This window comes from Variimorphobacter saccharofermentans, from assembly GCF_014174405.1.
Taxonomy (GTDB): Bacteria; Bacillota; Clostridia; order Lachnospirales; family Lachnospiraceae; genus Mobilitalea; species Mobilitalea saccharofermentans.
Window position 1 is genome coordinate 2656069 of record NZ_JACEGA010000001.1, and the last position, 18019, is coordinate 2674087.

Consider the following 18019-nt stretch of genomic DNA (forward strand, 5'->3'; position numbering starts at 1 on the left):
ATGAAGCAAATAGGTAAGAAATTATCAGAAATTAGAATAGAAAAAGGACTTTCACAACCTGAACTTGCAGATTGTCTAACATCAATTGGTATAACTACAACTGGACAAAAAATAAGCAAATGGGAAACTGACTATTCTGTACCCAATGCCTATCAGTTTTTAGGACTTTGCAATGTATTGGATATTAGAGACGTACTTGAAACGTTTGAAATAAAAGATAACCCACTCTCACAGCTTGATAAAGCCGGAAAGCAAAAGGTAGAAGAATATGTTGACCTGCTTATTCTGAGCGGAAAATATAACAAAAAATCTGCCACTGTGATTCCATTCACACGACAGATAAAACTCTTTGATATTCCAGTATCTGCCGGAACTGGTCAGTTCCTTGACTCCGATGCGTATGAACTTATTGATATTGGAAGTGAAGTCCCTGATTCTGCTGATTTTGGACTTCGTATCTCTGGTAATAGTATGGAGCCTGAATATATAGATGGTCAGATTGTATGGGTTCATCAGCAGGATGTACTAAATGATGGTGAGATTGGAATCTTTGGATATGATAATAATGCCTACTGTAAGAAGCTTTCGCTTACTACAGCAGGCACCAAATTAATTTCATTAAATTCAGAATATTCTCCGATTGAGGTTCAGAAGAATGGAGTATTACATGTATTTGGGAAAGTCGTAGGAAAGAAAGGAGTTTACGAAAATGCCTAAATTTGAAGATTATGAAACAGAACAGTACTATTATCAAAGATTACGCGAGCATGGAATCCAGCATATTAACTGGGGAATGTCAGCTTAAAATTCTTACAAAAGAAGAAATTGACGAAGCGCTTGAAGACCTTTCTTGTTCAATACCTGGGCTTAAACGGTAACCGTCAAACAACTCCGTGTATATAAAAATCGCCAACCTTCTGATATTCTAGACAGTTGGAGATACTATTAACGACAAATCTTTTGAATGGTTGGATCCCATGGCATATAGTCTTCCAAGAATTCTGGATGCTCTAGAAATGCGCTGTCTGGGATGTCACTCAAAATATATTAAATGTATTTGTTTGGGTTATGTCTATTTGCTTTTGCTGTTTCAATTAAGGTATAAATACCAGCACTTGCCTCGTAAGCGTCAAATCATACGCCTGACGATAAATTTAACGCCACCTTTTATCAGTGGCGTGGTTTCCTGCATTCGTCCGGAAGACTCTCTGACCATGGCATCAAGTAATCCAGATCTGTAGGATCTATATTTCCTTGTTCATCACAGAGCTTTGGCAGCTCAGTGAGTATATATTTAAAGTAGTAATAAGGACGCAGGTTATTAAGCTTTGCTGTCTCTGATATACTGTAAACCATTGCACTGGCACCGGCTCCTCTGGCTGTGTTGTGAAACATCCAGTTTTTCTTACCTAGACAGAAGGTCCGAATAGCTCTCTCTGAGGCCGAGTTATCTATCGGTACATCACCATCTGTCAGGAATACTTTTAGATATTTTTCCTGATTAAGGCAGAACTGCAAGCCCCGGCCGGTCTTGCTCTGGGGCGGAACAGCACAATCAGCCACCTGCTGTTTTACCCACGTAAAGAATTCCTCAACTAACGGCTTGATTACTTCCAGCCGTTTTTGAAGTCGTTCCTCTGATGAGAGTCCTTTCAGCTCTGTGTCAGCACTATAGAATTCAGCAATCCTCTGCAACGCCTGATATGCAACGGATTGTTTTAGCACCTTTGGATTATCTTTGTCCGCAGCCTTTAACGCATCGGCGAAATCACGCCTCGCATGTGCCCAGCAGTTTGCATTTGTTACATTTGGTAGCTTTTTATCTACCAAATGGTACTGCTGAAGGCTGTCTGTTACAAGGACTCCTTTGTAATCCTTGTAGAACTCCAGAGGTATCTGGTGGTCACGCCCTTTCTGATACTCATATATCACGATGGGCTTGTCCCTATACAGTTCTCCGGAGCGGTGGACCCACATGTAGCACCGGCTGTTAGGGTGGTCGCTGTCCTTTATTACCTGAGTCGGTGTCTCATCTGACTGGGTTACATGAAGCTTTAACAATTCCTGTTTCATGCGTTCCACAAAAGGAGCGAAATACTTATTGGAACTCTTTATTATCCAGTTAGACATGGTCTGCCTGGATATGTTTACGCCATTACGTTCAAACTCCTGCTCTATACGGTGAAGGGCTGAGGAGTTGACATACTTTACATTCAGGATAGATGCCAGCAGTGACGGTGTAACTATACTGTTTCTTAAAAGGTCCTTGGGTCTGTCACCACGAATAAACTCATCCTGATGATCACCGTCGGTACCTACATATACCTCGATAGTATGTATCTCAACCGTCCATGATTCAGGCTCATGACGAAGCCTTTTATAGCTCTCATCCGGCATGCGTCTCCAGTTGCCTTCGCCATAAAAGGCATCAAGCTGTTCCTTGGGTACACTGTAAGGAGGGATAATCTCCTCCGCAAAGTCCTTAAGATCAAGATTACGCTGACCCTTCTTCTTTTTACCTCTCCTTGAAGGAAGGACCTCCTCAGGATCCGGTTCCGGAGCTGATTCGTCACAGGCCATTTCAGCCTCATCAAAGAATGAGTACTGACCTTCTATGGAGCTTAAGGTTTCGGTATGCCTGCCGAATCTGTAGCTGTTAGCGATACGCACCTGCTCAATAAGCTTTTCGATGTTTGAATTTAAAGCGTCGAGCTGACCCTGCATCATCAGTACAAGGGTAATCAGTTCTTCACGGCTACAGTTATTTAGTTCCTCAAGGGTATGCTTGTTTGCCATTTATTCGTTCCTCCATCTTCATCTATTATAGCAGAAGATGGCTGAAATAGCGAATTTATGTGCAGCCTTGATTCGTCATTATGCCTATTGGTGTGAGATTGTATAAGGCTCATACGCATAAGGAAATATAGAGTTTTCAAGGTTCAGAAATATATTTATATAACCATCATAAGCGACTGTGATCGCTATATATATGGATATAAAACAGGGTTATAATAGAACCTTAGGAGGCCGGAAGACCGCTGAAAAAATCTCTGTTTTGCACAAATATCAGCAAACCTTCCTGGGTGTAACCTCCTTAATTTTGGGGTCCAAGGGGTTAAGACCGAGCATCAGATAATTGAACTGATCCTCAGTAAGCACTGCAGCCTCATGAATGGTTCGAGGCCAGGAAAGTGCCCCATCCTCAAACCTTTTATATAGGAGCAGGAATCCGTTTCCCATCCATAGAAGCCCCTTTATACGGTCTGACTTCCTTCCGCAAAACAGGAACAGGGTTCCCTTTTCAAACGGGTTCTGATTATATTTATCTCCGATAATCATCGCCAGACCGTCGATTCCTTTTCTCAGGTCGACAGCACCACAGGCCAGCACTACACGCCGAATCCTGGCCGCATCTTCAAGCATGTGACACCTCGTAAACGGTAAATCTCTTGTACATTAAAAAATAAAATCACATATGGGATAATACTCTAAGTTGAATAAGTTGAAAAAGTTGACAACATTTTAAACTTTTCAAACAATCTTAGGAGGTTATCTTCATGAATGCAAAAAATATGAAAAAGGAATATAACTTAAAGCAATGGCATCTTATAATTCAAGACTGCCGTAACAGTGGCATGAAAGTAGACGACTGGTGTAAACAAAACGATGTTAATCGTAATTCATACTATTATTGGTATAAAAAGATTCGTGAAGCTGCATGTGAAGTTTTAACCGAAAGCAATGTAGCCGTATCACCTTCCTTTGCATCTGTTCCTATGAATGTAATTGAACCTATCAATAATGGAAATCAAGGGTCACTAAACATATCTATTGGTAAAGTTAAAATAGAAGTTACAGAGAACACTTCACCTGATATACTACGTATGGTGCTGGAGGTACTTTCTAATGCTTAATGATGCTACAGGTTTTAAGGCTGTATATATCGCCTGTGGTTATACCGACCTGCGGCGTGGTATAGATGGTTTATCTGTTATTATTGATAAAACCTTTCATCTAAATCCTTTTGAGTCTGGTACCTTATTTCTCTTTTGCGGAAGGAGAACTGATCGTATCAAGGGACTTTTATGGGAGGGAGATGGTTTTCTATTGCTCTACAAACGCCTTGAAAATGGCAAGTTCCAATGGCCAAGAAATGAAGATGAAGTGCGTCAAATGACATCACAACAATTTCGTTGGTTGATGGAAGGACTATCAGTAGAGCCAAAAAAAGTTGTCCACACAGTCAAACCAAAACGGACTGCATAGGGCTATAATTAGTGGATAAAGTTTCTCCATAAAGCCCTGATTTTACTCGGTTTCGCTATGTTTTCCACAACTTTTAAAAGTTGTTTCAAATCTCTTTACATGCAGTTTTTATTATGCTATGTTTGACACATGATGATAGAAAACTATAGTGTAAACCAATTAACTAAATATACTAAGAAAGAGATCATAGATCTTTTTCTAAATCAGCAAGAGAGCCTAAAACTCCTTCGTGGGGAAATGGAGCTGCTAAACAAAAACATGAATCTATTATTAGAGCAGCTAAAGGTCTCCAATCAAGCAAGGTTTGGAAGTTCCTCTGAAAAGATTGATATAGAGATTTCAGAACAACTTCAATTATGTTTTAACGAAGCAGAGGTTACCATTGCTACTGCAGGAGAGATTGCAGAGCCAACAATAGAGCAAGTAGTGTCTGGGCATACACGTCGTGTAAAACCCCAAGGGAAACGAGATGCGGATTTGGAGGGGTTACCTATTCGTGTGGAGGAACACTTTCTTTCAGAGGAGAAGCTACAGGAACTTTTCGGTGGTAGCTATCGTAGGCTACCTGATGAAGTTTATAAAAAACTTGATTTTCATCCTGCAACCTTTGAAGTTGTAGAACATCACGTAGCCGTGTATTGCGGTAATAAAAATCAGACAATCGTACGGGCAGATCGTCCTTCAGAGCTATTGAAAAATAGCATTGTTACACCTTCGCTTCTTGCTGCAGTATTAAATGCTAAATATATAAACTCCCTACCTTTGTATCGTCTTGAGCAGGAATTTAAAAGGTATGATGTAAATATCTCAAGACAGGTAATGTCTAACTGGGTCATTACTGGAAGTGAACGATATTTATCGCTTCTTTATGACCGGATGCATGATGAGCTTTATAAAAGTCATGTGCTTCATGCAGATGAAACCCCATTTAAGGTAACAAAGGATGGACGTGATACCATGACCAATAGTTACATGTGGGTATATCGCTCTGGTAAGGATGGTGGAGGGCCCCCAGCAATCCTATATGAGTATCAGAAAACTCGTAAATCAGATCATCCTGCACAGTTCTTAAAGGAGTTCCAGGGCGTAGTGGTTTGTGATGGTTATCAAAGCTATCATAAGATAGCCAATGAGCGGCCTGATGAACTGAAAGTGGCAGGATGCTGGACTCATGCGAGAAGACGCTTCGCCCAGCTATGCAAAGCCCTTGGCAAAGAGAAAGCCAAAGGAACTCTAGCAGAAGCTGCAGTTGGTCAGATAGCAGCTATCTACCATGTGGATAATAGCCTATCAGATCTTAAACAAGATGAAAAACTACGTGAACGACAACTTCATGTCAAGCCTTTAGTAGAGGCCTTCTTTACGTGGGTAAAAGCCAATAGGCATACAGTTCCTGAAAAATCTGAAACAGGAAAAGCTTTTACTTATTGCATAAATCAAGTAAACGGTAAACCATACGTATATTACTGATAAGTCCTTTTCATGAGATAATATCGTAAAAAGTGTAAAAAGTTGTACAAGTTTTTACACTTAACACGCAACTCACGAAGGAGGATCTCATGAATACACAATTAGTAGCAAAAGAAGTTAAGTTCGCCCAATGGAACGCTTTGGTGCAGGAATGTATGGCAAGCGGCTTGAAAGTCAAAGACTGGTGCCAACAGAACAACATAAGTAAAGATGCTTATTACTACTGGCTTCGGAAATTACGCGAGGCCGCATGTGATTCTGTTGATACGAACTTTGTCCGTGTTCCGGATCAATGCATACCCTCATCTTTTCATTCTTCATTTTCGACAGAGCTTACGATAACAATGGGTTCTATAACAATCAACGTTAACTCCTCGACGCCACAGTGTCTCATAGAATCGACCATCCGGGCGGTGACAAATGCTGAATGATGCATCCGGCTTTTCACAAGTGTTTATTGCCTGTGGATATACGGATATGCGGCTTGGCATTGATGGTCTGGCATCAATGGTTCAAAGCAGCTTCCAGCTGGATCCCTTTCATACAGGAATACTGTTTCTCTTCTGTGGCAGGAGAACAGACCGGATTAAGGGACTTGTGTTCGAAGGTGATGGCTTTCTGCTCCTTTATAAACGTCTTGAAAAAGGCCGGTTTCAGTGGCCCAGAAGCGAAACAGAAATGAAAACTCTGACACCACAGCAGTATAAATGGCTGATGGAGGGTCTTGCGATTGAACAGAAAAAAGCTATACAAAAAATCTCATCTGTAGCAATCCTGTAATTCATTGTGCAAAACAGAGAAATTTATTTTTCTCATAGAGCACCAATCTCTGGTTTAAAGACAGTTATCCACACTTCCTATATCGTGGTGAGACGTTATACGTGATATCGTTTCACCATGTTTTTCTGTCGGTGGATAACTGTCTGAAAAACTCTTCTAAGTCCTTCTTTTTCCTAGTTTTTCAGGCACTTATCCACCGTCATAATGACGAAACCGTTCCATGCATCCATTCGCTTTTTTAACCAAAATCGGTTATACTAGAAGCATCAAAATAACAAAGGATGTATCTGGGAATGGACAAAAAATACTCTGAAGCTGAACTGAATAGTTTTAATAAAGCAGCGCTGATTAGTCTGTTCTTGTCCGTGCAAACCATGGCAGGTGAACTTTCTAACACCGTTACTGCCCAGAAAGAACAGCTGAACCAGATGAACCAGAAGCTTGATCTTCTGTTGGAGCAGCTTAATATCTCGAAGCAGCACCAGTTCGGCCGTTCCTCCGAAAAGATGGATATCGCAGGCCAGCTCAGTCTTGACGAATGCTTTAATGAAGCCGAGGGCATTATGACTAACAAGTATGTCCTGGAACCAGAACTGGAGCAGATATGTCCCAGTCCCTATACACGCAAAAAAGCAAAGGGAAAACGTGAACAGGATCTGAAGGATCTTCCGGTTAAAGTGATCTCACATGAACTATCTGAAGAGGAACTGCTTTCCCGTTTAGGGACCAAGTGGAAGCGTCTCCCAGATGAAGTATACAAAAGATTGGCATTCCACCCTGCTACTTTTGAAGTAGAGGAACACCATGTAGCTGTTTATGCGGGCATGGATGGTCAGACCATCATACGAGGCAACCGTCCAGTGGATCTACTTCGCAATAGCATTGCCACGCCATCCCTAGAAGCTGCTATCATGAACAGCAAGTATGTCAATGCCATTCCGCTGTACCGTCTAGAGCAGGAATTCGCACGAAATGATGTAAACCTTTCCAGACAGGTCATGGCAAACTGGACAATCCAGTGTGGTGAACGTTATTTGTCACTTTTGTACGATCGTCTCCATCAGGAAATATATAAATGCAAGGTACTCCAGGCTGATGAAACACCTGTATTAGTAAGTAAGGACGGTAGGGCAGCCGGTTCTAAGAGTTATATGTGGGTCTACCGTACCGGGAAGATGTATCATTCTGAACCCATTGTACTGTATGAATATCAACGGACTCGGAATACAAGCCATCCGAGGGAATTCCTTAAGGATTACAGCGGCACGGTAGTAACGGATGGATATCAGGTGTACCACACACTTGAAAAAGAGCGGGAGGACCTTAAGATTGCAGGTTGTTGGAGCCACGCTCGCCGACACTTTTCAAATGTAACCAAGACACTTGGCAAGGAAAAGTCGAAAGGGACGCTGGCAAATGATGCCTTGAAGCAGATCGCCGCCATCTATAAAATCGAAGGTATGCTGAAAAACCTGACAGCAGAAGAAAGGAAACAACAGCGACAACTGATGGTTAAACCACTTGTCGATGCTTTCTTCGCATGGATTGAAGAACATCAGTCTACAGTACTTCCGAAATCAGAGACCGGAAAAGGATTCACCTACTGCCTTAATCAGGAGAAATACCTAAGAGTATTCCTTGATGATGGTAACGTTCCTGCTGATAATAACGCAGCCGAAGGTGCTATCCGAGGTTTCTGTATAGGTAAAGCGAACTGGCATCTGATAGATACCATTGACGGAGCGAAAGCCAGTGCAATCATCTATAGTATTGCGGAAACTGCAAAGGCAAATCACCTGAAACCTTATAATTATTTCGAGCATCTCTTGACCGAGATTCCGAAACATATGGATGACAAAAGTTTGGACTTTCTTAACAATCTACTTCCATGGTCAGAAGCACTACCAGAATCCTGTAAAAAGCAAAAACAATAGATTCCATGCCGCCAGATGATGGCGGCTTTCCTTATACCTATCGGTACTCATGGTTTACCGTTTACTAAATCAAGAACAGTACCTACGTACTTTTCTAGAGGATCCAACAGTGCCCCTGGATAATAATTCTGCTGAAATAGCAATTCGCAGTTTTTGCTGAATATTCTTGTGCGATGAAATCGCAGTTCCGGCGAAGTGGAAATCACAAGACCGGAACTGGAAATCATCCTATAACATATGCGAGTTTACTCGCTTAACGACTTATCTAAACCATATACCTCTCGCATTGAGATATCTTTAGTTGGATCAATACTTTCAATATTAATTCTGTATGCATCATGAACGATACGGTCAAGAATAGCATCAGACAGTGGACTTGCTTCTCCTCCCAACTGCTCATACCAGCCATCGCTCTGGTACTGAGAGCAGAATACTGTAGATGATTTCTTGCGTCTCCTGTGAAGCAGTTCAAATATATCTTTCTGCTCCTTATCATTTGGCTTAAGTAGGAGCTGGTGCTAGAATATAAATGGTACAAGTTAGACATGGAAATTCCTTAACATAGAAGTATAATAGAATAAATGGAGGAATGAACATGGCTATACAGTACACAGAGGAATTCAAAATCAATGCAGTAAAATACTGGAATGATCATCAGGATTTAGGCATCGGAAAGTGCGCAAAGAACTTAGGAATCAGTAAAAGTGCTCTTTCTAATTGGGGGAAAGCCTATACAATTAATGACGGCACGATCCCTACAAGAGGGCGTGGTAATTTCGAAAGCGACGATGCTAAGGAAATAGCTAGACTACGTAAAGAGTTACGTGATACTCAAGATGCACTTGATATATTAAAAAAAGCAATCGGCATACTGGGAAAATGACCGAAGCTCTGTTTCTGGAAGCTGCTATAAAAGAAGAGCAGCTTCTAGAGCAGGGAAAACGCCGGCTGAATGTCTCTGGTGTGCTGAAAATATTAGGCGTTTCAAGAAGCGGATATCTGAGCTGGAAAAAACGGCTTCCATCTAAAAGAGAGAAAAGAAAACGTATCATTAAAGAGCGGATTATCGATATCTATAAGGACTCCCATCAAAATTATGGTGCGCCAAAGATAACCGAATGTTTAAGGAAAGAAGGAGAAATCATTGCTGAAAAAACCGTAGGTAATTACATGCGTGAGCTTGGAATAAAAGCGCAGTACGTAAAACCTTATACAGTGACAACAATAAATTCAGATTTCAGCAATGAGTTAAAAAATATACTAGAGGAGCAATTTAATCCCCAAAAACCGGATGCTGTTTGGTGTTCAGATATTACATATATTTGGACATATGAAGGCTTTGTATATCTTACTAGGTAAGCGGTAGATAATGGGTACTCTAGACCGCTGTATAGATTTTTGAGAAAATAGACTTATTATTTAACCGGGTCAAAAAAGTTCAGTGCTCAACTTTTTTGACTCCTTACAAGGAGGTAAGTCTATGAGCTCAACAACAAGTATGATTGCCACACGCTATCGATTGCAGGAATGGGCTGAGCAGGTTCGTGCCTGTCAGAATCGACCTGATGGAATGAAAGTCATCGATTGGTGTGCACAAAACAACATAACCAAAGCGGATTATTACTATAGACTTCGCAAGGTTCGGGAAGCCTGTCTCGAAAGCATGCCAAAGGACATGGTTTCAACATCAATTGTGCCGGTACCGGCTGAAGTCATGAATCCTAAATCTGCTCCGAGCACAAGTACAGGTCTGGATATCTCTGTGAACGGCTTTTCTATTCATGTGACAGAAGCTACATCATTAGATCTACTGTCTACAATACTACAGGTGATCTCTCATGCTCAATGATGCCACATGTTTTAAGCAAATCTACCTAGTGACTGGATATACAGATCTTCGTTCCGGTATTGACCGTCTGGCTGGTATCATAGAAACGCAAACCGGTATAGATCCTTTTTCGCCTGATACACTTTATCTTTTTTGTGGAAGAAAAGCGGATCGTATAAAGGGGTTAGTCTGGGAAAAGGATGGCTATCTCCTGCTATATAAGCGCCTCGCAGCTGGTCAATATCAATGGCCTCGTAATGCTGCAGAAGTTAGAGTTCTAACCCCACAGCAATTCCGTTGGCTAATGGAAGGGCTTACCATAACCCCGAAGAAGTCTGTAAAGCCGGTATCACCGGAGTATGTTACATAAGCTTTGTGCAAAACAGAGAAAATATATCTTGTTTTTACACGTTTAAAAAACGTAGAATCATCTATAAATGATTGCCTTCTACATACCTTCAGGCAGCGATATATAAGCGATATTTATCAAAAAATAAAATTTGACATTTCGAAAGGCATTTAATTACCACTCCATTACGGGATTCACAAAGCCTTACAACCATAGGCATTATGACGAAGCTGTCAGAAAATGAAATTCGCCAAATAAAGCATAATACGCTATAATAGACTTAATGAAAGGATGGTCTGTTATGGCAATAAAATATACCGAAGAACAACTGAATAGCTTCGATAAGGTCGTATTGGTTCAGTTGCTTCTAGCCAATCAGGAACAGCTTGCGTCCATTGACCAAAAACTTCAATTGGTGCTTGAACAGCTTGCCACAGCAAACCATAAACGCTATGGCAGGTCTTCTGAAAAGCTAGATATCGATCAGCAGATCGCCTTTAAAGAAGTAGACGATCAGATTGTGTTTTTCAATGAGGCAGAGGCAGTTGCCAACCTAGGCGAGATCGATGTCGAAGATGAAGATACCGTAAAATCAAAACCAACGAAACGCAAAGGCAAACGAGAAGAAGATTTAAAGGGACTTCCTATCGTTAAGATTGAGCATACCATGTCTGAAGAAGAACTCAGAAAGGAATTTGGCGGATCAGCATGGAAACAGCTTCCGGATGAAGTGTACAAACGATATAAATTCACCCCGTCTAAAGTAGAGGTGGAAGAACATCACGTAGCTGTTTATGCCAGTAAAAAGGATGATCACATAATAAAAGCAAAGCATCCGGGCTATCTTCTTAGAAATAGCCTGGTATCTCCATCGTTGGAAGCTGCTATCATAAACGGAAAATATGTCAATGCTGTTCCTCTTTACCGTTTGGAAAAAGAGTTTGAACGATATAATCTTAACATCTCCCGTCAGGATATGGCAAACTGGACCATCCAATGTGCAGACCGATATCTGGCAATCCTATATGATTATCTACATGAACGGATTTATGATTATCATGTACTTCAGGCAGATGAGACACCAGTCCTTGTTAATAAGGACGGGCGTACTGCCGGATCTAAGAGTTATATGTGGGTCTACCGTACGGGTAGGATGTATCAGGACAAGCAAATCGTCCTATACGATTACCAACAGACCAGAAACACAAGCCACCCAAGAGAATTCCTTAAGAATTTCAAGGGAGTCTGTGTTACCGATGGTTATCAGGTATATCACACCTTAGATAAAGAACGTGACGATCTGACCATCGCCGGTTGTTGGGCGCATGCCCGACGTAGATATGATGAAGCGGTCAAGGCTCTTCCTGAGAAAGATCAAAAGAGCAGCCTTGCATATCTGGCATTAAAGCAGATACAGGCAATCTACCGGGAAGAAAAGCGATTAAGCGAGCTCTCACCGGAAGAAAGACTGAAACTTCGCCAGGTCAGTGTGAAACCATTGGTAGAGGCTTACTTTGTATGGGTAAAAGAACACATCGGCAAAGTTCTTTCAAAAAGCAAAACATGGAGTGGATTTAACTATTCCATCAATCAGGAAAAATATCTAAAAGCATTCCTGGATGATGGTGAAGTGCCAATGGACAATAATGCTGCTGAACAATCAATCCGTGGTTTTTGTATCGGTAAGAAAAACTGGGTAATGATCGATACCATCAATGGGGCTAAATCCAGTGCCATTATTTACAGTATTGCCGAAACGGCGAAAGTAAACAATTTGAAACCTTATAATTACTTCGAATATCTTCTGACAGAAATCCCGAAGCATCTGGATGAAACAGACCGGAGTTTCTGTGAAGACCTGCTTCCGTGGTCGCCAAAGCTGCCTGCGGAATGCAGAAAATAGGTAAATATCTTCGTCACTCATCAGAGTGGCGAATTTTTATAGGGGTACTCACTATCTACCGTTTACCTTACTAGTATCATGGATCTATATTCTCGAAAAATAATTGCTTGGACCTTGAGCAATACACTGGAAGCCAGATGGGTAATTGAGACAGTAAATAAGGCTAAAAAAGCGAGAAATGTAAGTGCCCCGTTAATCTTACATAGTGATCGAGGTATACAGTATGTAAGCACCGAATATATAAAAGCAACAATAGGCATATGCCGAAGTTACTCTAAAAAGGCATATCCGTGGGATAATGCGTGCATAGAAGCCTTTCATGCATTAATAAAAAGAGAATGGTTGAATCGATTTAAGATATACGATTATAACCAAGCATATCGTCTGGTATTCCAGTATATTGATACCTTTTACAATACAATTAGAATACACAGCCATTGTGGATATCTTTCACCTAATGAATACGAATCCAGTTACTGGGATAAACTGAATAAAATGGAACGAAAGGAAGCAAGATATGAAGCATGTTAATAGAAAAGTTCACGTTTAACTTGTACTTTTTCTTGACATAGTACCAAGCCATTCATCAATGATGAGAAGGACTGGATTTGCATACTTAGCCATGACTTTCTTATATGTACCCTCGTTCCGCGACATTTCAAGATCGATGAGAAGGTCAGGAAGGCGAACATATTTTGTATTGAAATGCTGCTTACAGGCTTCCATACCAAAGGCACAAGCCATGTAAGTCTTTCCACTACCTGTTGCACCGGTAATAAATAGGTTTCGGTGTTCAGATATATATTCACAGGTTGCCAATCTTTGTATAAGGGCTTTGTTTAACTTACGTCCTGAAGTGTAATTGATATCATAGATGTGTGCATCCGGTTGATCGAATTCTGCATTCCGAATAAGCCTTTTAAGACGATTACTTTTGCGGCTGCTAAATTCAATATCTACCATCATTCCGAAGCGATCCTCAAAGGAAACATCCTTCATCTTTGAATCGTTCATCTGGGAACGGAATGCATCAGCCATTGTTGTCAGGCGCATTTCGATTAATTTATCAATCGTACTTTGGTTTGTCATATGTAATTACCTCCCGTAATAGCCGGCACCTCTGGTGATGCCGTATTTATTCTGTGTGGATTCTATGGGTTGTTCTTCTGATAAAGACTTTTCTTGACCAGCCGTGAGTATATTTTTTATACTCTTATAACTTGGTGTCGCTGTGTAGCTCAGTGCCTTTTCGCAGGCAGCTTCTAATCGTTTGACTGAATATTTATCAGCCAGTTTTAGAAGCCCCATACAGCCTTTATAAGTCTGTTGTTCCACACGTTTGGAGGTAAGGATTGCATCCACTACCTTGTATGTATTGTTACCAATCCGCTTCGCCCATTCGCGGAAACGATCGCCATTCCATTCTAGATATTTCTGGTGGTCTTCCGGCATATGTTCCACGATGGTGTCATACTGCCCCTTTCGGCCATTTAGCTTTCGATGGGACGCGATGCGATTATGATTGTAGAAGATTTCAATAGTTTTATCTGTTACCCTAACATCGACTTTGCGTTTTATATATTCATAGGGAACTGAGTATAGCATTCCGTCGATAGATATGTGATAATTGAACTGAACGGTGGCTTGTTTCCATTCCGCCAGTTCGTAAGAGGTAGCAGGTAGGGGGGCCAGTAATGGCAGTTCTTCGTCGCGGAAGAGATCCAATCGGCTACCTTCTTTCTTTTGAAAGAGCCTTTTGTTGAACTCGTCCAGCTTTTCCTTTATAGCCCGATTTAGCTCGGGAAGAGAAAAGAACTGTTCATTCCTTAGTGCAGCTATTATCCATGTAGATATGTTTCCTACGCTTCCCTCCGCATTAGGCTTGTCTTTTGGTTTACGAACCCTTGCCGGAATTATAGCGGTTCCATAGTGTTCTGCCATTTCATGATAGACAGTGTTTAATTGCTGATTATACCATCCACCGTTATGAATAACGGCGGTTTTACAGTTATCTGGTACAAGTATCTTTGCAACGCCACCGAAGTATTCATACATATGAACATGCGCAGCAATCCAAGCCCGTTGTTTCTCATTAATGAATGCTTCGGCATATGTAAACTGACTATAAGTCATGACACCAATGAATACGTAGGCATTGATAATTTCACCAGTATCAGGATCAATGATATGTGCCGGATCACCAGCCCAATCAACTTCAACCTGTTCGCCAGGCTTCCGATTGATATGCATGGTAGCGCGACGTTTCTGTTCATCCTGCTGGATGTAATAGCAGAATTGAGAATACATGAGCGGTTCTTCGTTATTAAGGCGACACTCCTCCATATATTCTGTCCACAGGAGCTTTTTACTGACTCCGTTGCGGAGTAATTCCTTGCGGATGTGAGCAAAATCGGGCATTCGCTTATTGCTAACTTCCTTGTTGTTTTTAGGAAACATCAGTTTCTCTAGAGCTGCATCTGTCAGTGATTCATCTAATGGCCATGAGAGATTAAGCTCCTTGGCACGGTGTTGAACCTTGACGACGGTTTTCTGGGCAACATCACAGCTTTGCATGATGTTACGTTGAGTGAATCCAAGACCTGTAAGCCTTATGATTTCACGATACTTGGTCATAATTATGACCTCCTTATAATGGATTTGCATCTATCGATGCATTAGACCATTATAAGTTATATTTATATATAGGGAAATGATTTCCACCTAACGGAAACATGATTTCTTTTAAACGGAATGTTGATTTCCAACGACCGGACAGGTGATGTATTTTAGCCCGGATTATTCATTTGCGTTGGTAAACATAATTGGCACCTGATAGATACTATAAATGGAGCAAAGGCAAGCGCAATTGTGTACAGTATTGCAGAAACCGCAAAGGCAAACAACTTAAAAGTAAACGGTAAACCACTTGTCTATCATGAAATTCTAGCCACCTTGTGGTGGCTAGTTATTAATTACTTTGTTTTTTGCATTCATCTGGAAGATTTGGAGACCATGGAAGTAGGTCTTCTAGGAACTTTGTATCCTTTCCATCTACATACTTAGGAATCTCTTCTAAGATAAATTTAAAATAATTATAAGGTTTTAAGTTGTTTGCCTTTGCGGTTTCTGCAATACTGTACACAATTGCGCTTGCCTTTGCTCCATTTATAGTATCTATCAGGTGCCAATTATGTTTACCAACGCAAAAACTGCGAATTGCTATTTCAGCAGAATTATTATCCAGGGGCACTGTTGGATCCTCTAGAAAAGTACGTAGGTACTGTTCTTGATTTATGCAATAAGTAAAAGCTTTTCCTGTTTCAGATTTTTCAGGAACTGTATGCCTATTGGCTTTTACCCACGTAAAGAAGGCCTCTACTAAAGGCTTGACATGAAGTTGTCGTTCACGTAGTTTTTCATCTTGTTTAAGATCTGATAGGCTATTATCCACATGGTAGATAGCTGCTATCTGACCAACTGCAGCTTCTGCTAGAGTTCCTTTGGCTTTCTCTTTGCCAAGGGCTTTGCATAGCTGGGCGAAGCGTCTTCTCGCATGAGTCCAGCATCCTGCCACTTTCAGTTCATCAGGCCGCTCATTGGCTATCTTATGATAGCTTTGATAACCATCACAAACCACTACGCCCTGGAACTCCTTTAAGAACTGTGCAGGATGATCTGATTTACGAGTTTTCTGATACTCATATAGGATTGCTGGGGGCCCTCCACCATCCTTACCAGAGCGATATACCCACATGTAACTATTGGTCATGGTATCACGTCCATCCTTTGTTACCTTAAATGGGGTTTCATCTGCATGAAGCACATGACTTTTATAAAGCTCATCATGCATCCGGTCATAAAGAAGCGATAAATATCGTTCACTTCCAGTAATGACCCAGTTAGACATTACCTGTCTTGAGATATTTACATCATACCTTTTAAATTCCTGCTCAAGACGATACAAAGGTAGGGAGTTTATATATTTAGCATTTAATACTGCAGCAAGAAGCGAAGGTGTAACAATGCTATTTTTCAATAGCTCTGAAGGACGATCTGCCCGTACGATTGTCTGATTTTTATTACCGCAATACACGGCTACGTGATGTTCTACAACTTCAAAGGTTGCAGGATGAAAATCAAGTTTTTTATAAACTTCATCAGGTAGCCTACGATAGCTACCACCGAAAAGTTCCTGTAGCTTCTCCTCTGAAAGAAAGTGTTCCTCCACACGAATAGGTAACCCCTCCAAATCCGCATCTCGTTTCCCTTGGGGTTTTACACGACGTGTATGCCCAGACACTACTTGCTCTATTGTTGGCTCTGCAATCTCTCCTGCAGTAGCAATGGTAACCTCTGCTTCGTTAAAACATAATTGAAGTTGTTCTGAAATCTCTATATCAATCTTTTCAGAGGAACTTCCAAACCTTGCTTGATTGGAGACCTTTAGCTGCTCTAATAATAGATTCATGTTTTTGTTTAGCAGCTCCATTTCCCCACGAAGGAGTTTTAGGCTCTCTTGCTGATTTAGAAAAAGATCTATGATCTCTTTCTTAGTATATTTAGTTAATTGGTTTACACTATAGTTTTCTATCATCATGTGTCAAACATAGCATAATAAAAACTGCATGTAAAGAGATTTGAAACAACTTTTAAAAGTTGTGGAAAACATAGCGAAACCGAGTAAAATCAGGGCTTTATGGAGAAACTTTATCCACTAATTATAGCCCTATGCAGTCCGTTTTGGTTTGACTGTGTGGACAACTTTTTTTGGCTCTACTGATAGTCCTTCCATCAACCAACGAAATTGTTGTGATGTCATTTGACGCACTTCATCTTCATTTCTTGGCCATTGGAACTTGCCATTTTCAAGGCGTTTGTAGAGCAATAGAAAACCATCTCCCTCCCATAAAAGTCCCTTGATACGATCAGTTCTCCTTCCGCAAAAGAGAAATAAGGTACCAGACTCAAAAGGATTTAGATGAAAGGTTTTATCAATAATAACAGATAAACCATCTATACCACGCCGCAGGTCGGTATAACCACAGGCGATATATACAGCCTTAAAACCTGTAGCATCATTAAGCATTAGAAAGTACCTCCAGCACCATACGTAGTATATCAGGTGAAGTGTTCTCTGTAACTTCTATTTTAACTTTACCAATAGATATGTTTAGTGACCCTTGATTTCCATTATTGATAGGTTCAATTACATTCATAGGAACAGATGCAAAGGAAGGTGATACGGCTACATTGCTTTCGGTTAAAACTTCACATGCAGCTTCACGAATCTTTTTATACCAATAATAGTATGAATTACGATTAACATCGTTTTGTTTACACCAGTCGTCTACTTTCATGCCACTGTTACGGCAGTCTTGAATTATAAGATGCCATTGCTTTAAGTTATATTCCTTTTTCATATTTTTTGCATTCATGAAGATAACCTCCTAAGATTGTTTGAAAAGTTTAAAATGTTGTCAACTTTTTCA

At 40.7% G+C, this 18019-nt stretch carries 20 protein-coding genes and 4 pseudogenes; 15 read left to right on the plus strand and 9 right to left on the minus strand.

The window, feature by feature from the left end; all coding sequences use genetic code 11:
- Positions 1-717: an XRE family transcriptional regulator gene (locus H0486_RS11660; RefSeq protein WP_228353165.1), complete on the plus strand. Its 717-nt coding sequence runs from the start codon at positions 1-3 to the stop codon at positions 715-717.
- A 228-nt stretch (positions 718-945) separates the two neighbouring features.
- Here H0486_RS11660 and H0486_RS11665 read toward each other — a convergent pair.
- The 3 genes and pseudogenes from H0486_RS11665 to tnpB (H0486_RS11675) form a co-directional block, all read right to left on the minus strand.
- A pseudogene (locus H0486_RS11665) lies at positions 946-1122 on the minus strand (transposase domain-containing protein); the annotation flags it as partial.
- Positions 1123-1170: 48 nt separating this feature from the next.
- A complete protein-coding gene (gene tnpC, locus H0486_RS11670; RefSeq protein WP_228353166.1) occupies positions 1171-2796 on the minus strand; it encodes an IS66 family transposase in 1626 nt (541 codons plus the stop codon).
- 270 nt (positions 2797-3066) lie between these two features.
- Entirely contained in the window at positions 3067-3423 is a 357-nt protein-coding gene (gene tnpB, locus H0486_RS11675; protein WP_228353167.1) for an IS66 family insertion sequence element accessory protein TnpB, read from the minus strand.
- A gap of 134 nt (positions 3424-3557) precedes the next feature.
- On the opposite strand from tnpB (H0486_RS11675), the gene tnpA (H0486_RS11680) reads away from it, so the two are divergent.
- The 7 genes from tnpA (H0486_RS11680) to H0486_RS18795 all read left to right on the plus strand — a co-directional run bounded on the left by tnpA (H0486_RS11680) (position 3558) and on the right by H0486_RS18795 (position 8610).
- Positions 3558-3914, plus strand: coding sequence for an IS66 family insertion sequence element accessory protein TnpA (gene tnpA / locus H0486_RS11680; protein WP_228351319.1), 357 nt, complete (start codon positions 3558-3560; stop codon positions 3912-3914).
- Positions 3907-4266 (plus strand): IS66 family insertion sequence element accessory protein TnpB, encoded by a 360-nt coding sequence (gene tnpB / locus H0486_RS11685; protein WP_228351320.1) that lies wholly within the window; start codon positions 3907-3909, stop codon positions 4264-4266. Before tnpA (H0486_RS11680) ends, tnpB (H0486_RS11685) begins: the two co-directional genes overlap by 8 nt.
- A gap of 237 nt (positions 4267-4503) precedes the next feature.
- The gene (gene tnpC / locus H0486_RS11690; protein ID WP_228353168.1) at positions 4504-5736 is read left to right on the plus strand and encodes an IS66 family transposase; all 1233 of its coding nucleotides are present in this window, start codon (positions 4504-4506) and stop codon (positions 5734-5736) included.
- An 89-nt stretch (positions 5737-5825) separates the two neighbouring features.
- The gene (tnpA, locus tag H0486_RS11695) at positions 5826-6167 is read left to right on the plus strand and encodes an IS66 family insertion sequence element accessory protein TnpA (protein ID WP_408647600.1); all 342 of its coding nucleotides are present in this window, start codon (positions 5826-5828) and stop codon (positions 6165-6167) included.
- On the plus strand, positions 6157-6516 hold the full coding sequence (tnpB, locus tag H0486_RS11700) for an IS66 family insertion sequence element accessory protein TnpB (RefSeq protein ID WP_228353170.1): 360 nt from the start codon (positions 6157-6159) through the stop codon (positions 6514-6516). The genes tnpA (H0486_RS11695) and tnpB (H0486_RS11700) overlap by 11 nt, the downstream gene beginning before the upstream one ends.
- Positions 6517-6809: 293 nt before the next feature.
- Positions 6810-8450 (plus strand): IS66 family transposase, encoded by a 1641-nt coding sequence (gene tnpC / locus H0486_RS11705; protein ID WP_228353171.1) that lies wholly within the window; start codon positions 6810-6812, stop codon positions 8448-8450.
- Between the two features lie 49 nt (positions 8451-8499).
- Positions 8500-8610, plus strand: a complete 111-nt coding sequence (locus tag H0486_RS18795) for an IS66 family transposase (RefSeq protein ID WP_408647601.1) — start codon at positions 8500-8502, stop codon at positions 8608-8610.
- 85 nt (positions 8611-8695) lie between these two features.
- On the opposite strand, the pseudogene H0486_RS18705 reads toward H0486_RS18795, so the two are convergent.
- Positions 8696-8962, minus strand: a pseudogene (locus H0486_RS18705) (ATP-binding protein); the annotation flags it as partial.
- Positions 8963-9045: 83 nt separating this feature from the next.
- Between H0486_RS18705 and H0486_RS11715 the strand changes: the two are divergent.
- The 7 genes and pseudogenes from H0486_RS11715 to H0486_RS18460 all read left to right on the plus strand — a co-directional run bounded on the left by H0486_RS11715 (position 9046) and on the right by H0486_RS18460 (position 13061).
- Entirely contained in the window at positions 9046-9333 is a 288-nt protein-coding gene (locus tag H0486_RS11715; RefSeq protein ID WP_178377794.1) for a transposase, read from the plus strand.
- Positions 9330-9809, plus strand: a complete 480-nt coding sequence (locus tag H0486_RS11720; protein ID WP_228353172.1) for an IS3 family transposase — start codon at positions 9330-9332, stop codon at positions 9807-9809. Before H0486_RS11715 ends, H0486_RS11720 begins: the two co-directional genes overlap by 4 nt.
- A 121-nt stretch (positions 9810-9930) precedes the next feature.
- On the plus strand, positions 9931-10299 hold the full coding sequence (gene tnpA / locus H0486_RS11725; RefSeq protein WP_228352484.1) for an IS66 family insertion sequence element accessory protein TnpA: 369 nt from the start codon (positions 9931-9933) through the stop codon (positions 10297-10299).
- Entirely contained in the window at positions 10289-10648 is a 360-nt protein-coding gene (tnpB, locus tag H0486_RS11730) for an IS66 family insertion sequence element accessory protein TnpB (RefSeq protein WP_228352485.1), read from the plus strand. The genes tnpA (H0486_RS11725) and tnpB (H0486_RS11730) overlap by 11 nt, the downstream gene beginning before the upstream one ends.
- A gap of 280 nt (positions 10649-10928) precedes the next feature.
- Positions 10929-12530: an IS66 family transposase gene (tnpC, locus tag H0486_RS11735; protein WP_228352486.1), complete on the plus strand. Its 1602-nt coding sequence runs from the start codon at positions 10929-10931 to the stop codon at positions 12528-12530.
- A gap of 69 nt (positions 12531-12599) precedes the next feature.
- Positions 12600-12764 (plus strand): annotated as a pseudogene (locus tag H0486_RS18455) (DDE-type integrase/transposase/recombinase); the annotation flags it as partial.
- A gap of 24 nt (positions 12765-12788) precedes the next feature.
- On the plus strand, positions 12789-13061 hold the full coding sequence (locus H0486_RS18460) for an integrase core domain-containing protein (protein WP_323163568.1): 273 nt from the start codon (positions 12789-12791) through the stop codon (positions 13059-13061).
- 45 nt (positions 13062-13106) lie between these two features.
- Here H0486_RS18460 and H0486_RS11745 read toward each other — a convergent pair.
- The 5 genes and pseudogenes from H0486_RS11745 to tnpA (H0486_RS11765) all read right to left on the minus strand — a co-directional run.
- Positions 13107-13619: pseudogene (locus tag H0486_RS11745) on the minus strand (ATP-binding protein); the annotation flags it as partial.
- Between the two features lie 6 nt (positions 13620-13625).
- Positions 13626-15164 carry an IS21 family transposase gene (gene istA, locus H0486_RS11750; RefSeq protein ID WP_228352482.1) on the minus strand — a complete coding sequence of 513 codons (1539 nt, stop codon included), beginning with the start codon at positions 15162-15164 and terminating at the stop codon, positions 13626-13628.
- 334 nt (positions 15165-15498) lie between these two features.
- Positions 15499-17124, minus strand: coding sequence for an IS66 family transposase (tnpC, locus tag H0486_RS11755; protein WP_228354333.1), 1626 nt, complete (start codon positions 17122-17124; stop codon positions 15499-15501).
- Between the two features lie 132 nt (positions 17125-17256).
- Entirely contained in the window at positions 17257-17616 is a 360-nt protein-coding gene (tnpB, locus tag H0486_RS11760; RefSeq protein WP_228351320.1) for an IS66 family insertion sequence element accessory protein TnpB, read from the minus strand.
- Positions 17609-17965: an IS66 family insertion sequence element accessory protein TnpA gene (gene tnpA, locus H0486_RS11765; protein ID WP_228351319.1), complete on the minus strand. Its 357-nt coding sequence runs from the start codon at positions 17963-17965 to the stop codon at positions 17609-17611. The genes tnpB (H0486_RS11760) and tnpA (H0486_RS11765) overlap by 8 nt, the downstream gene beginning before the upstream one ends.
- Between the last annotated feature and the right edge of the window lie 54 nt (positions 17966-18019).